Source organism: Curtobacterium sp. PhB78 (assembly GCF_003751685.1).
In the GTDB taxonomy this organism is placed as follows: Bacteria; Actinomycetota; Actinomycetes; order Actinomycetales; family Microbacteriaceae; genus Curtobacterium.
This window is the reverse complement of sequence record NZ_RKIA01000004.1, coordinates 336,077-350,527: the sequence shown is the minus strand read 5'-3', so window position 1 is coordinate 350,527 and position 14,451 is coordinate 336,077. Positions and strand designations below refer to the sequence as shown.

The window sequence follows — 14,451 nt, the reverse complement described above, 5'->3', positions numbered from 1 at the left end:
GCCCACCACGAGCCCGCTCACGGGCAGTGCCCGCTCAGGGCACCCGCTCGAGCCACTCCTTCGTCGCGAACTTCGTGCGCACGAGCTCCTGCGCCTTCTCGCGCTCGGCGTCGGTCACCGCGCCGGGAGTCGCCCCGTACAGCTTCGTGAACGTGCCGATCAGCCGGTCGATGATCTCGGCGCGGGACAGCCCCGTCTGCGAGCGCAGCGGGTCCACGCGCTTCGCGGCCGACGTGGTCCCCTTGTCGCTCATCTTCTCGCGCCCGATCCGCAGGACCTGGACCATCTTCTCGCCGTCCATGTCGTAGCTCATGGTGGCGTGGTGGAGCAGGGATCCGGTGCCGAGACGCTTCTGCGCAGCACCGCCGATCTTGCCCTTGGCCGAGGTGATGTCGTTGAGCGGCTGGTAGTACGCGTCGATGCCGAGGGACTTCAGCGCCTCGATCACCCACTCGTCCAGGTAGGCATAAGAGTCCGCGAACGTCATGCCCTGCACCAGGTCGGCGGGGACGTAGAGCGAGTACGAGATGATGGCGCCGGCGTCCATGAACATCGCGCCGCCGCCGGAGATCCGCCGCACCACCTGCACGCCGAACTTCTCGGCGCCGGCCGGGTCGACCTCGTTCTTCAGCGACTGGAACGACCCGATGACGACGGCGGGCTGGTCCCACTCCCAAATGCGCAGGGTCGGACCGCGGCGTCCGGCGCCGACTTCTTCGGTCAGCACCTGGTCGAGTGCGAGGTGCTCGTTCGGGCTGATCGGGCCTTCGTGGATGATCTGCCAGTCGTAGTCGTGCCACGACGACGCTCGGGACAGCGCGCGGCGGACGGCGACCCCGACGGACTCGGGTGTGAAGCCGAGCAGCACGGCGTCGGCGGGCAGCGCCGCACGCACGGCCGCGGCGATGCCGGCGGCGTCGGTCGTCGACGGCAATCCGTTGACGGCCGCGTCGATGAGCGGCAGCGCGTCGTCGGGTTCGAGGAAGAAGTCGCCGGCGAGCCGGAACTCCTGGATGTCCCCGTCCACCACGTCGAGGTCGACGACGACCAGTTTTCCACCTGGGACCTTGTACTCACCGTGCACGCGTCGAGCCTACGCCCGCCACCTGTCGGACTGGAGGCGCGGGTCGGCGCCGCCACGGGCCTCCCGTCCGCCAGCCGGTACCGTCTCAGGACGCGGCGCGCGCCGTCACCCGGTCCAGCCACGCGACCAGGTCGGCCACGACCTCGTCGCGGTTCGTCTCGTTGTAGACCTCGTGCCGCGCGCCCTCGTAGACCCGCACCGTGACGTCGGACAGTCGTCCGCGCCGCCGGTAGGCCTGCGCCAGCCGCTCGACCGACCGCGGCCCACCGAGGGCGTCGTCGGACCCGACCTGCAGCAGCATGGGCAGGTCGTGCGGGATCCCCCGCCGCGGGACCCCGAGCAGCCGGAGTGTGTCGGGCAGCCCGAACAGGCCGATGACGTCGGCCTCGACGGCGAGCGGGTCGACGGACATCGCGTCGATGATCTTCCGGTCGCGGGTGAGCCACTCGAACTTGGTCGGACCGGAGCCCGCATGCCGGGCGTTGAGGTCGCCGCTGTTCATCCAGCCGGGCAGCCGGTAGGCGGTGGCGGAGAGCACGACCCCGTCCCACGACTCCGACGAGCTGTTCACGATCCGCTGCGCCATGAGCGAGCCCCACGAGTGCCCGAGCAGCACCAGTGGGACGCCGGGGGTGTCCGCACGGGCGACCTCCCCCATCTGCTCGACTGCGGCGATCGCGGCGCGCAGTCCGCCGGGGCCGAGCCGTCCGAGCTTGGCGTGGTCGCCGTCCCACTGGCCGAGGCCGGTCCGACCGTGCCCGCGGTGGTCGTTCGCGTGCACGGTGTACCCGGCGCGGACGAGGTCCTGCGCCAGGGGCTCGTACCGCAGCCCGTGCTCGCCGACGCCGTGTGCGATCTGCACGATGCCCTTGGGGCGCGCCGCTCGCCAGGTCGAGTAGACGATCTCGACGCCGTGGGCGTCGGTGAACGAGGCGTCGCCTCGCGCTGCGGAGAAGGTGGGCACACCCGCAGTTTCGCAGACGCTGCCATCTTCGCAGAACCGAGTGACCAGGCACCTGTTCATCCGGCGTTCACGCAGGGGCTTCGGGGCGGGCCTACCGTCCCCGGCATGGACGTCCTCGTCATCGTCGTGCTCGTGATCGTGGTGGCCCTCGTGTTCGACTTCACGAACGGGTTCCACGACACCGCCAACGCCATGGCCACGTCGGTCGCCACCGGGGCGCTCAAGCCCCGGACCGCCGTGCTCATCTCCGCCGTCCTCAACGTGGTCGGCGCGTTCCTCTCCACCGAGGTCGCCAAGACCGTCTCGCAGGGCATCATCCGCGAGGGCCAGGACGGCGTCCACATCTCGCCCACGATGATCTTCGCCGGGCTGGTCGGTGCGGTCCTCTGGAACCTCGCCACGTGGTACCTCGGGCTGCCCTCGTCATCGACGCACGCGCTGTTCGGCGGGCTGATCGGCGCCTCAATCATCGGCGCCGGGCTGAACTCGGTCGACTGGGCGACGGTGGTGTCGAAGGTCGTGCTGCCGGCGCTGCTCTCCCCGGTCATCGCCGGGGTCATCGCGCTGGTGGCGACCTACCTGGCGTACGTGCTCACGAAGAACGCCACAACGCACGGTGCGGCGACGGGCTTCCGGCACGGGCAGACCGTCTCGGCGTCGCTGGTGTCGCTCGCGCACGGCACCAACGACGCGCAGAAGACGATGGGTGTCATCACCCTGACGCTCATCGCCGCGAACTACCAGGACAGCGGGACTGGCCCGGCGCTCTGGGTGATCCTGGCCTGCGGACTCGCGATCGGCCTCGGTACCTACACGGGCGGCTGGCGGATCATGCAGACGGTCGGCAAGAAGATCTCCGACGTGCAGTCGCCGCAGGGCTTCGCGGCCGAGACGAGTTCCGCCGCGACGATCCTCATCTCGTCGCACCTCGGCTTTGCCCTGTCGACGACGCACGTCACCAGCGGTTCGGTGATCGGGTCCGGGCTCGGCAAGAAGCTCGCCGACGTGCACTGGTCGGTCGTCGGCCGCATCGTCGTCGCGTGGGTGATCACGTTGCCGGCGGCCGCGGTGGTCGGCGGGTTGGCGACCTGGCTCGCCTCGACCTCGGCGGTCGGCCTCGTGCTGGTGGCGGTGCTCGCCCTGGCCGGTGGCATGACGTTCTACGTCCTCGCGAAGCGCAAGCCGATCTCGCACGACGACGTCGCCGCCGGATCGACCGAACCCACCGACCAGGCCGAACCGCAGCCGGCCGGCGCGCAGAACTGAGGGGAACGACGATGGAGATCGACTTCACGAGCATCGGCCTGGTCGCGGGCGTCGGCTTCGTGGCCGCGGTGGGCATCGTGCTCGTCTACACGCTCGGCCTGCGGCTGCTCGGCACCGGTCAGCCGCTCGACACCGGGGGCGAACGCACCCAGTACTCCGAGGAGACCCCGCGGTCCGGGCACACGCCGCCGGCAGCACTGGCGGGTGCCGTCCTGTGCTTCGCGGTCTGTGCGGCAGCCGTGCTCGCTGGCATCTGGCTCACGATCCCCCAGTTCCACTAGCACGTTCCTTCCCATCGCTCCCGCGCTGGGAAACGGAAACGGGCGTACCTGGTCGGAACTTCCGACCAGGTACGCCCGTTTCGACCAGGTACGCGACCAACGTCAGTGGGCGCTGTAGCCGCCGTCGACCAGGTGGTAGCTGCCCGTGATGAACGAGGCCTTGTCGCTCAGCAGGAAGAGCACGAGCGCGGCGACCTCCTTGTCGGTGCCGAGACGCTTCGTGGCGTGCTCCGCTTCCAGCGCCGAGATGGCCTCGGGCGTCATGGCGTTGCGGAGCAGCGGGGTGTCGATGAAGCCCGGACCCACGGCGTTGGTGCGGACGCCCTGCGCCGAGTACTCGAGCGCGGCGACCTTGGTCAGGCCGGCCAGGGCGTGCTTCGATGCGACGTACGCGGCGTTCTGCGCGATGCCGACCGTGCCGAGCACCGACGCCATGTTGACGATCGAGCCACCGCCGGCGGCGACCATCGCGGGCAGCTCGTAGCGGAGCCCGTAGAAGACGCCGTCGAGGTCGACCGCACGGACGCGGTCCCAGGCGGCGATGTCGTACTCGCCGATCTTCTGCGGGGCGGCGCCGATGCCGGCGTTGTTCACGGCGAGGTGCAGCGCGCCGTACGTGTCGACGGCGTACTGGACCATGCGCTCGTTGTCGGCGGCGACAGCGGAGTTGGCCTCGAACGCGCTGGCGGTGCCGCCGGCCTCCGTGATCTCGGACGCGACCCGCTGGGCAGCGTCGAGCTTGATGTCGGTGACGACGACCGTGGCACCCGCCGCGGCGAGCTCCTTCGCGACGGACTCGCCGATGCCGCTGCCACCACCGGTGACGATGGCGACCTTGCCCTCGAACTCGGACATGATTCCTTCTCTCTGAACAACACCTGTTGTCCAGGACAACGGTACACCCGAAAACCAGTTCGTTCACTGAACTAATGAGCTAGGCTAACGACCCGTGACCGACGCCACCGACCTCCGCATCGCCGTGAACCGGCTGTCCCGGACGCTCCGCGCGCAGAAGGCCGACACGACCGTCACCGACGCCCAGTTCGCGGCGCTCGCCCGGCTCCACCGCGACGGTGCGATGACCCTCGCCGACCTGAGCCGCCAGGACGGCGTCACCCCGCCCTCGATGACGAAGACCATCGCGGTGCTGGTCGAGCGTGGCCTGGTGTCCAAGGGCGGCCACGACGACGACCGGCGCAAGGTCGTCCTCTGCGCCACCCCGGCCGGGGCCGCGTTCGTCGAGGAGACCCGTCGCCGCCGTGACGGCTGGCTCACCCCGCGGCTCGCCGCACTCACCCCCGTCGAGCGCGCCACCCTCGCCGACGCCACCGAGATCATGAGGAGGCTGGCCCAGCAGTGACCGCCATGTTCCGCTCCCTCGCCGGACGCAACTACCGCATCTGGTTCGCCGGTGCCCTGGTGTCGAACGTCGGTACCTGGATGCAGCGCACCGCCCAGGACTGGATCGTCCTGACCCAGCTCTCCGACAACGACGCCGTCGCGGTGGGGATCACGATGGCGCTGCAGTTCGGCCCGCAGCTGCTGCTCCTCCCCCTGACCGGACTCGCCGCCGACCGCTTCGACCGTCGCAAGATGCTCATGCTCACCCAGGCGCTGATGGGCTTGCTCGGGCTGGGCCTCGGTGTCATGGTCCTCACGCACACCGCGACGCTGCTCGCGCTGTACGGCTTCGCCCTCGCGCTCGGCATCGTCGCCGCGTTCGACACCCCGATCCGCCAGGCGTTCGTCTCCGACGTCGTGCAGGGCGAGAACGTCGCGAACGCCGTCGCACTGAACTCCGCCTCGTTCAACGCCGCCCGCCTGATCGGTCCCGCGGTCGCCGGCGTGCTCATCGCCGCCATCGGGTCGGGCTGGGTGTTCGTCATCAACGCCGGCTCGTTCCTGGCGGTCCTCATCGCGCTGCGCTTCGTCGACCCCGCGCAGCTCGCCGAGCGGGTGCACGCCGGCCGCGGCAAGGGGCAGATCGTCGCCGGCTTCCGGTACGTGCGGACCCGGCCGGACATCATCGTCGTGCTCTGCATGATCTTCGTCGTCGGCACGTTCGGCGTGAACTTCCCGATCTTCACCTCGACCATGGCCCGGGTCGAGTTCCACCAGGGTGCCGGCGAGTTCGGCCTGCTCAACTCGGTGATGGCGATCGGCTCGGTGTTCGGCGCCCTGATGTCCGCCCGCCGGGACAAGCCGCGGATGCGCACGCTGGTGCTCGCCGCCGGGGGCTTCGGCCTGGCGTGCACAGCTGCCGCCCTCGCGCCCACGTACTGGACGTTCGCGTTCGTCCTGGTGTTCGTCGGACTCGCGGCGCTGACCTTCATGACCACCGCGAACGCCCTGGTCCAGACCACCACGAAGCCCGCGATGCGCGGCCGCGTGATGGCGCTCTACATGGCGATCTTCGCCGGCGGCACCCCGATCGGCGCCCCGATCGTCGGTGCCATCGCGGACGCGTGGGGTCCCCGCTGGGCCATCGCGGTCGGAGCGGCGTCGGGCTTCGTGGCGCTCGCAATCGCGATCGTCTGGCTCGTCCGCTTCCAGCGCCTCCGGCTCCGGTACGACGCGGACACCCGCCTGCACCTCGCGGTCACGCACGCGATGCCGGTGGTCGGCACTCGCGCCTCGCGCGCCGCGCTCCGCCAGGAGCTCGAGCGCGAAGAGGCGGTCGCCGACCGCTCCAGCGCCGTCTGACGCGTCCGCTCCCCGAAAGCGACAGATCTCCGCGACGCGGCAGCGTCCACCTCGCGAAAGCGACAGATCTCCGCGAACCGTTGGCGGGGCTCTGACGCTTTCGCGTGGCGGACGGGAGGCACGGGTCGGGCCCGCCACGGGCCTCCCGGCCGTCGCCGGTCCGGTCCAGGGCCGCGATCAGTGCGCGGGTTCGGTCACCGCGAAGACGCGCTCGTCGAGCGCCGCGGTGACGCGGTCCGCAGCGGCCGCGAGCCGGTCGCCGGCATCGCCGACGACGCCGAGGGCCGCGTCCGTCGGGACGGCCTCGAGCCGGTCGCGGGCGGCGGAGAACGCCGCGACCTCCTCCGCGACGCAGGACGGTGCCACGTCGGCCAGGCACTCGGCGGCCCGTCGGACGGTGAAGCGCAGCGACCGTGGACTGTGCTCGTCGAGGAGCAGGAACGCCGCGGCGTCGTCCGGCACCGGATGGTGGTCCCGGCCACGCAGGAACGCCTCGCCCGCACCGCAGGCCCGGAGCGCCGCCGTCCACGAGGTGACCGAGTCCGGTTCGAGCAACCCCGAGGCGAGCAGCCGGGCGGTCGAGGCGACCCGGGTCAGGGAGCGGCCCAGGGTGAAGAACTCCCAGACCTCGTCGCGACTGGCGTCCCCCTCGACCACGCCGATCGCGAGGGCGCTCCGTTCCCGAGCCCAGCCGAGGAACTCGTGCGCGCGGCCCGGGGCGATCTTGCGCGGCATGCGCGAACGGGTGACGTCGAGGCAGTCCCAGAGTTCGCTCGAGACGACCTCGCGGGCTCGACGGGCGTGGTCCCGCGCGACGGCGACCGCGGCGGCGATGGACGCCGGCTCGTGGCGGTCCAGCGCCAGGGCGTCGATGGTCGCGGACCGGTCGGCGTCGTTCGCCGGTCCGGCGGTCCCCACCACCGAACGGAGCTCCGCGGCGACGACCCGGTCGTCCTCGACGGTGCCGGGTTCGCGTCGGGCGACGTAGACGTCGAGCAGGCGCGCGACCACGTCGGTGCGCTCGACCGCGCTCCCCACGTGGAAGACGTTCCCCGCGAGTCGGCTCAGCACGGCTGCTCCTGCATCCCCAGAACCTAACCAGCGGGCGTTGCGGGAGTGTTTCGGAGCCGCGTCACGGGTGTTGCAGTGTCCGATGTCCGCGCACGGGCCTGGGTCTCCGCCGCGATACCCGCCCCTCGCTAGACAATCTAACTAGAGCGTCTAGCATTGCAGGATGACGTCCGAGGTCCTGACCAGCACCGCGGGGTTCTGGTACGAGGACTCCCCGGTCACCGCCGTCGACGTCCTGAACGCCCTGCGCCGGTACCGCACCGCCGAGAGCGCCGCGCAGCGTCGGGCTCGTGAAGCCCTGGGCATCGGCGAGAACGCACTGCTCGCACTGCGGGTCCTCATCGACGCCGAGCACGACGGCCGGACCGTCAACGCGAAAGACCTGGCCGAGCGCCTCGAGATCACGGCGGCGTCGACCTCGGCACTCGTCGACCGGCTGGTCCGCAGCGGCCACGTCGAGCGGCACCAGGACCCGATCGACCGCCGCGGCGTGATCCTCACCGCGACGGGGACGTCGATGGGCCATGCCCTCCGCGTGATCGAGGAACTCGACGCCCGTGCCCTCGAGGTCACCGAGCACGTGCCGACCGACGAGATGGCCGTCGTCGTGGACTTCCTCGACGAGATGGTCCGCGTGGTCGACGACGTCGACGCGGGCACCCGCACGCTCCGCCGCGCGTAACCTGCTGTCCATGGACCCTCGCGGCACGCACGACCCCGAGGACGACATGCCGTTCGCCGAACTCGACTCCCGGGCCCGCGCCGACGCCGCACTCCGACGGATCCAGGGCGGGGCCGATCCGACGCGCGAGGCCTTCGACCTGGCGAACACCATGAACGACGAGGCCGTGGGGCGGCTCACGGCGCGGCTGCGACGGTTCCTCCGCCGCGACTGACGCGTCGACTCGCGCGTCGACTCGCGCGTCGACTCGCGCGTCGACTCGCGCGTCGATTCAGAAGGCGGTGCCGACCGCCGCGATGTCGTCGCCGCCGTGCCCGGCCGCACTCGCGTCGGCGTAGACCCGCCCCAGGGCGTCGAGGAGCGTGGTGGACACGTCGTTCGCCCGCGCAGCCTCGGCGATGAGGCCGATGTCCTTCCGCAGCCCGTCGAGTGCGAACTGTGCCGGGAACTCCCCCGCGATGATCGCCGCGCCCTTGGTGTGCGCGTAGGCCGAGTCGCTCGCGCTGCCGTCGATCGCGTCGAGGAACAGCTGCGGATCGAGCCCGAGCGCCGCGGCGAGGGCGAGCGACTGCCCCGTGGCCGCGGTGATCGAGGCGATCCAGGCGTTGGCCGCGAGCTTGAGCGCGGTCCCGTCGCCGACCCGCTCGCCGGCGCGGATGGTCTTCGCGCCGATCGCGTCGAGCACCGGGACGACCCGGTCGACCTGGTCGGCGGGGCCGGCCGCCAGCATGGTGAGCTTCCCCTGCTCCGCCGGGGCCTTCGTGCCGAGCATCATCGCCTCGACCAGGGTGATGCCGTACTTCGCGGCGAGCTGCACGACGGTCTCGGTGCCGTCGACGCCGATCGTGGACGCCTGCACCCACACGGCGTCGGTCGGAGCGTCTCCGGCGGCCTGTTCGAGCACGTCGACCACGGCGTCGGTGTCGAAGAGGGTCAGGAGGACCACCTCGGCGTGCTCGACGGCGGCACCCGGGTCCGTGGCGACCGTCGCACCGTGCTCCCCGAGTGGTGCGGCCTTGTCGGCACTCCGGTTCCAGACCGTGACCTGGTGCCCCTCGCGCAGCAGTGATCCCGCCACGCCGGCACCCATCGCCCCGGTCCCCAACACCGTCACTCGCACGTGCGTCTCCGTCCTGCCACGGCTCGGTGCCCCGGCGTTCCCGACGCTACGCGCTCGACCGTCGTCGCTGTCAGAGGAGCCCGCGGGCCTGCAGCCAGGTGGCCGGATCGACCGGGACCCCGCCGACGATGACCTCGAAGTGCAGGTGCGCCCCGGTGGAGACGCCGGTGTTGCCGACGGCGCCGAGGCGTTGACCGGCCGACAGGACCTGACCGGGTCGCACCCCGATCGCCGACAGGTGGCCGTACCGGGTCTGGGTGCCGTCGGCGTGCTGGAGCAGGACCTGGTTGCCGTAGCCGCCGAGGACCCCGGCGGAGACGACGCTGCCGGGCATCGCGGCGACGACGGTGGTGCCGATCGGAGCCGCGAAGTCGATGCCCTGGTGGTTCGTCGTGCAGGCGGAGCACCCGGTCACCCAGCGCGAGCCGAACCCACCGGCGGCCGGCACGATCCCCGCGGTGGGGCGGGCCGCGGCATCCGACGAGCCGACGGCGGTCGCACGTGCCTGCGCGGCAGCGGCTCTGCCGATCGAGAAGCCGTCGCGGTCGACGGAGAGCCGGGCGGAACCGTCGGCGACGAACTGCTGCACGCCGGGCACGGGACTGCTCGGCGACGGGGTCGATGCCATCGCGGTCTGCGGGGAGCCGACGGCGACGAAGAGACAGGTCACCGCGGCGGTCGCCGTCGCGGGCAGGGCGCGGCGGACGGAACTGCGGAAGGAGGAGGGGGAAGCCGGGGTGGCGGAAGGGGGAGCCACCACCCCGGCGGCTCTGGGGGCGTCCGGACGCGTGCCGTGCCCAGCACGGCACCGCTCGGACGCTTCGGGACGGCGGGTGCGGAGGCGGTTCGCGGCCCGCCGTTCGGCACCGCGCGGGCGCAGCGGGAGGCCGTCAGTGGGCGTCGTCATCGCTCGGGGACCGCCGGGCTCAGACGCGGACGACGCCGTCGCGGGCGATCCGGTCGAGTTCGGTCGCGACGGCGTCGACGACCGCTCGGGTGATGGCGTCGGCGACGGTCTCGACCAGGACGAGCTGCTCGGGCTGCACACGGAGCTCGGTGACCACCGACGGGGTGACGCGGACCGTGATGTCGTCGATCGCGGCGACGAGGGCCGCGGGCACCAGGGTCGAATCACCGGCACGGACGGGAGCGGTCATCGGTGAGGTCGGGGCAGGCGCCGCGGCTGCTCGAGCCGGGGTCGGGATCGGGGTCGTGCTCGTGGCCGGCGGCTCGGGCTGGTCGCGTCGCTGGGCGATGGAGTCGAAGAGCGGGGTGGAGGACATGCTGCTGACCGTCCGATCGGAGTCGTGGTTGCGGGCCGTTGTCGGGCGACCCGTCGGGGATGCGTGCCGTGCGGCACGTCCCTCATTCAACCATCGATATTTCAGATGTGCAATAGTGCCTGACAGATCCAGCTCAGTCGGGGTCGACGGCCGCTGCGGTCGGGTCGTCGGGCTGCAGCGCCCGCTTGACCCGTTCGACGATCGTCGCCGGCGGGTTGTTGTAGGTGTTCGCCGGCTCCTGGCCGCTGAGCTCCTGGATCGCCGCCATCACCGCATCGGTCGCGTGTCGGCGTGCACGTCCGGACGAGGCCTCGCCGAACGAGGACAGGTCGATCGGCTTCCCGAACTCGATCGTCACCTTGGCGAGCTTCGGCAGCTTCGAGCCGACGGGCTGCACGTCCTGGGTCCCCGTCAGGGCCACGGGCACCACGGGCGCGCCGCTCGTCAGGGCCAGCCATGCCACACCCGTGCGGCCCTTGTAGATCCGGCCGTCCAGGGAGCGGGTGCCCTCCGGGTAGATCGCGAAGGCCTCGCCCTCGTTCAACCGCGCGAGCCCCAGGTCGAGCGCCTGCTGCGCCGCCGCCCCCGCACCACGTTCGACGCCGATCGCACCGATGCCGCCGAAGAACGCCCGCGACACCGCGCCGCGGAACCCGGTGCCGGTGAAGTACTCCTGCTTCGCGAGGAAGGCGACCTTCCGCGGTGCCATCAACGTGATCGCCGGGGAGTCGATGAAGGAGCGGTGGTTGCTCGCGAGGATCACCGGCCCGCGCTTTGGAACGTTGCGGCGTCCGATGATCTTCGGTCGCCAGAGCATCCGCGCGAGCGGTGTCACCACTGCGCGGCTCAGCACGGTGGCGAACTTGGTCGAACCGGACACCGGGCCTCCTCGTCGTGACGGCGAACTCCCGAGTGTAATCACGCCTGCGAGCAGTACATGCCCACGGCGGCATGCACGTCCGACCGTGGGGTCAGTCGGCCTCCGACGCGACGACGTCGAGCACCGCGCGGCCGTACCGCTCGAGCTTCGCGGCACCGACCCCGGAGATCTCGGCGAGCTGGTCGACGTCGGACGGACGCACCGCCGCGATGCCGCGGAGCGTCGCGTCGTTGAACACCACGTACGCCGGCACACCCTGCTCGCGCGCCTGGGCTGCACGCCAGACCCGGAGCGCCTCGAACAGGCCGACCGCCTGCTGGGGCATGTCGGTGACGACGGTCCGGCGGGACGACCGGCTCGCCCGCGGCGCCTTCACCGGGTCGCGACGCATCCGCACCTGGACATTGCCGGTCAGGACCTCGGCGCTCGTCGGACTGAGGACGACCGTGCCGAACCCGTCGCCCGAGACCGCGGCGTAGCCCTGCGCGAGCAGCTGCCTGGCCACAGCGCGCCACTCGCCGTCGGACAGGTCGGAACCGATGCCGAAGGTCGCCAGGGACTCGTGCTGCAGCTCCTGCACCCGCGGTGACTGCTTGCCGACCAGGATGTCGACGAGGTGGGCGACGCCGTACCGCTGACCACGCTCACGCTCGAGCCGGACGACCGTGGACAGCAGCTTCTGCGCGGGCACGGTGCCGTCCCACGACTCGGGCGGGGCGATGCACGTGTCGCAGTTGCCGCAGGCCGTGGACGGCTGCCCGAAGTACGCCAGGAGCCGCACCCGGCGGCACTCGATCGTCTCGCACAGGCTCAGCATGGCGTCGAGGTGAGCGCTGAGCTGCCGACGGTGTGCGGCGTCGCCCTCGGACTGGTCGATCATCCGTCGCTGCTGCACGACGTCGTTCAGGCCGTACGCCAGCCACGCGGTCGAGGGCAGGCCGTCGCGTCCGGCACGACCGGTCTCCTGGTAGTACCCCTCGACCGACTTCGGCAGGTCGAGGTGCGCCACGAACCGGACGTCGGGCTTGTCGATGCCCATGCCGAAGGCGATCGTCGCGACCATGACGATGCCGTCCTCGCGCAGGAAGGTCGACTGGTTGCGCGCACGCACCCGGGCGTCGAGCCCTGCGTGGTACGGCAGCGCCTGGATGCCCTGTTCGGCCAGTGCGGTGGCGGTCCGCTCGACCGACTTGCGCGACAGGCAGTAGACGATGCCCGAGTCGCCGCTGTGCTCGGTGCGGATGAAGGTGAGGAGCTGCTGCAGCGCGCCGGTCTTCGGTTCGATGCGGTACTGGATGTTCGGGCGGTCGAAGTCGGCGACGAAGTGTGCGGCGTCGTCGAGGCCGAGCCGCGCCGAGATCTCCTGGTGGGTCTGCGGGGTCGCCGTGGCCGTGAGGGCGATCCGGGGCACGGTCGGCCAGCGCTCGTGCAGGACGCTCAGCTCGAGGTAGTCCGGCCGGAAGTCGTGGCCCCACTGGGCGACGCAGTGCGCTTCGTCGATGGCGAACAGCGACACCCGCGCCCGGTCGAGGAGCGCGCGCGTGGACTCGAGCCGGAGCCGCTCGGGCGCGAGGTAGAGCATGTCGACCTCGCCCTGGACGACCGCGCGCTCGACCCGGGCACGCTCGTCGGGCCCCTGCGTCGAGTTGAGGAAGGCGGCACGCACCCCGTTCGCCGCGAGGGCGTCGACCTGGTCCTGCATGAGCGCGATGAGCGGCGACACCACGACCCCGACGCCGTCGCGTACGAGCGCGGGCACCTGGTAGCAGAGCGACTTGCCACCGCCGGTGGGCATGAGCACCAGGGCGTCACCGCCGGCGACCACCTGGTCGATGATCGCCGCCTGCTCGCCACGGAAGTCGTCGTAGCCCCACACACGGTGCAGGACGTCGAGCGCGGCGGCTCGTGAGGCAGACACGGCGGCGGGCGCGGGCGTGGTGCTCATGCCACGAGCCTACGGGCGACCGGCGACACCCACGGCACTGTCCACAGCGGCACGGTCCACAACGGCTGCGTCGACATCGTCGGCACGAGCCGGCGCGACGGCCCACCCCGTGCCCGCCGGGCCGAACCACCGCTTGCCGCCCGCCCAGACCGGCGGCGTCCCGCGGAACCGCGGTGCCTGGTGTCCGGCGAAGGTGCGATCGAGCTTCCGCCACCAGGCCAGGAACTCGACCATGCCCCAGAACGCGAGCGACGTCCCGAGGGTGACGAGCCATCCGATGGGCGTGCCGTTGGCGTCGGACGAGGTCAGGTCGATCCCCGACCACCCCGGTGCCTGCAGCACGAAGATCATGATGTTGTTGAAGGCGTGCTGCAGCACGGTGGCCTCGAGGCCGCCGGTGCGGAGCACGATGATCGCCGCGATCAGGCCGAACGAACCGACGTCGAGGATGCCCCAGACGTTGTAGCCGTTCGGGATGTGCAGCAGGGCGAACACGACGGTCGACACCGCCACGGCGATGATCGTGCCGGTGCGTCGCGGGATCCACGACGCGATCGTCTGCATGAGGAAACCGCGGAAGATGAACTCCTCGGCTGCGCCCTGGAACGGGACGAGCAGGACGACCAGGACGATCGTGAGCGTGAGGGTGCCCAGGGACACCGTCGACTGCCCGATCGCGGCGTGGTTCCACGCGAAGCCGCCGTCGGTCGTGATCATCCCGCCGTCCCAGAAGAGACCGGTCTGCACCACGAACATGACCACGGCGATGACGAGGGTCGGCAGCAGGCACCACGCCGTCCAGGCCCACCGGACCCGGAAGCGCGTCGACGTCAGGACGGCGCCCGGTCCGAGTCGAGCGACCTTGACCGCCAGCAGGATCCCCGGCAGCAGGACGACCAGCGACACGAGCGACAACGACAGGACGAGCGGATCGGTCGGGTCCAGCGCACCGCCCGCCAGGTCGTTCTGCAAGTCGATCAGCGCCTGCGGACCCTGGGTCACGCCGAGCGGGACGAAGTACGCCACCGCGATGACCACCTGGGAAACGAAGTACCAGCCCGCCAGGAACGCAAGGGCGACCAGCGGGCGCCACCACCTCCATCGTGCGTCGACACGGGGCAGGCGGTGGTAGGGAACACTCACGCCCCGCAGGCTACCGGGCCGGGCAGGAT

16 protein-coding genes are annotated in these 14,451 nt (G+C 71.4%); 6 read left to right on the top strand and 10 right to left on the bottom strand.

Annotated elements, in window-relative coordinates:
- Positions 1 to 34: 34 nt before the first annotated feature.
- Together EDF53_RS11470 and EDF53_RS11465 are read right to left on the bottom strand one after the other, a co-directional pair.
- A complete protein-coding gene (locus EDF53_RS11470) occupies positions 35 to 1,084 on the bottom strand; it encodes a biotin/lipoate A/B protein ligase family protein (protein WP_123293690.1) in 1,050 nt (349 codons plus the stop codon).
- Positions 1,085 to 1,169: 85 nt separating this feature from the next.
- Positions 1,170 to 2,048: an alpha/beta hydrolase gene (locus tag EDF53_RS11465; RefSeq protein ID WP_123293689.1), complete on the bottom strand. Its 879-nt coding sequence runs from the start codon at positions 2,046 to 2,048 to the stop codon at positions 1,170 to 1,172.
- A gap of 105 nt (positions 2,049 to 2,153) precedes the next feature.
- Between EDF53_RS11465 and EDF53_RS11460 the strand changes: the two genes are divergently transcribed.
- Both EDF53_RS11460 and EDF53_RS11455 read left to right on the top strand, forming a co-directional pair.
- Entirely contained in the window at positions 2,154 to 3,314 is a 1,161-nt protein-coding gene (locus tag EDF53_RS11460; RefSeq protein WP_123293688.1) for an inorganic phosphate transporter, read from the top strand.
- Between the two features lie 11 nt (positions 3,315 to 3,325).
- On the top strand, positions 3,326 to 3,595 hold the full coding sequence (locus tag EDF53_RS11455; protein WP_123293687.1) for a hypothetical protein: 270 nt from the start codon (positions 3,326 to 3,328) through the stop codon (positions 3,593 to 3,595).
- Positions 3,596 to 3,697: 102 nt separating this feature from the next.
- Here the strand turns inward: EDF53_RS11455 and EDF53_RS11450 are convergent, their stop codons facing one another.
- Complete coding sequence (locus EDF53_RS11450) at positions 3,698 to 4,450, bottom strand: SDR family NAD(P)-dependent oxidoreductase (RefSeq protein WP_123293686.1); 753 nt, start codon at positions 4,448 to 4,450, stop codon at positions 3,698 to 3,700.
- A 94-nt stretch (positions 4,451 to 4,544) separates the two neighbouring features.
- Between EDF53_RS11450 and EDF53_RS11445 the strand changes: the two genes are divergently transcribed.
- Complete coding sequence (locus tag EDF53_RS11445) at positions 4,545 to 4,955, top strand: MarR family winged helix-turn-helix transcriptional regulator (RefSeq protein WP_111085532.1); 411 nt, start codon at positions 4,545 to 4,547, stop codon at positions 4,953 to 4,955.
- Entirely contained in the window at positions 4,952 to 6,298 is a 1,347-nt protein-coding gene (locus tag EDF53_RS11440) for an MFS transporter (protein WP_323749192.1), read from the top strand. Before EDF53_RS11445 ends, EDF53_RS11440 begins: the two co-directional genes overlap by 4 nt.
- Before the next feature lie 177 nt (positions 6,299 to 6,475).
- Here EDF53_RS11440 and EDF53_RS11435 read toward each other — a convergent pair whose 3' ends face one another.
- Positions 6,476 to 7,369, bottom strand: a complete 894-nt coding sequence (locus EDF53_RS11435; RefSeq protein WP_185021018.1) for an alpha-E domain-containing protein — start codon at positions 7,367 to 7,369, stop codon at positions 6,476 to 6,478.
- A gap of 163 nt (positions 7,370 to 7,532) precedes the next feature.
- Here EDF53_RS11435 and EDF53_RS11430 point away from each other — a divergent pair, with 163 nt between their 5' ends.
- Positions 7,533 to 8,051 carry a MarR family winged helix-turn-helix transcriptional regulator gene (locus EDF53_RS11430; RefSeq protein ID WP_123293683.1) on the top strand — a complete coding sequence of 173 codons (519 nt, stop codon included), beginning with the start codon at positions 7,533 to 7,535 and terminating at the stop codon, positions 8,049 to 8,051.
- Positions 8,052 to 8,061: 10 nt separating this feature from the next.
- Positions 8,062 to 8,265, top strand: coding sequence for a hypothetical protein (locus EDF53_RS11425; protein WP_111085536.1), 204 nt, complete (start codon positions 8,062 to 8,064; stop codon positions 8,263 to 8,265).
- Between the two features lie 57 nt (positions 8,266 to 8,322).
- Here EDF53_RS11425 and EDF53_RS11420 read toward each other — a convergent pair whose 3' ends face one another.
- From EDF53_RS11420 to EDF53_RS11395, 6 genes are all read right to left on the bottom strand, one after another.
- The gene (locus EDF53_RS11420; RefSeq protein ID WP_123293850.1) at positions 8,323 to 9,159 is read right to left on the bottom strand and encodes an NAD(P)-dependent oxidoreductase; all 837 of its coding nucleotides are present in this window, start codon (positions 9,157 to 9,159) and stop codon (positions 8,323 to 8,325) included.
- A gap of 82 nt (positions 9,160 to 9,241) precedes the next feature.
- Positions 9,242 to 9,841, bottom strand: coding sequence for a M23 family metallopeptidase (locus EDF53_RS11415; RefSeq protein WP_185021016.1), 600 nt, complete (start codon positions 9,839 to 9,841; stop codon positions 9,242 to 9,244).
- Between the two features lie 256 nt (positions 9,842 to 10,097).
- Positions 10,098 to 10,454 carry a hypothetical protein gene (locus tag EDF53_RS11410; RefSeq protein WP_123293681.1) on the bottom strand — a complete coding sequence of 119 codons (357 nt, stop codon included), beginning with the start codon at positions 10,452 to 10,454 and terminating at the stop codon, positions 10,098 to 10,100.
- Between the two features lie 133 nt (positions 10,455 to 10,587).
- Positions 10,588 to 11,334 (bottom strand): 1-acyl-sn-glycerol-3-phosphate acyltransferase, encoded by a 747-nt coding sequence (locus EDF53_RS11405; protein ID WP_123293680.1) that lies wholly within the window; start codon positions 11,332 to 11,334, stop codon positions 10,588 to 10,590.
- A gap of 91 nt (positions 11,335 to 11,425) precedes the next feature.
- On the bottom strand, positions 11,426 to 13,279 hold the full coding sequence (recQ, locus tag EDF53_RS11400) for a DNA helicase RecQ (RefSeq protein WP_123293679.1): 1,854 nt from the start codon (positions 13,277 to 13,279) through the stop codon (positions 11,426 to 11,428).
- Positions 13,280 to 13,288: 9 nt separating this feature from the next.
- Positions 13,289 to 14,422: a CPBP family intramembrane glutamic endopeptidase gene (locus tag EDF53_RS11395; RefSeq protein WP_148058332.1), complete on the bottom strand. Its 1,134-nt coding sequence runs from the start codon at positions 14,420 to 14,422 to the stop codon at positions 13,289 to 13,291.
- Between the last annotated feature and the right edge of the window lie 29 nt (positions 14,423 to 14,451).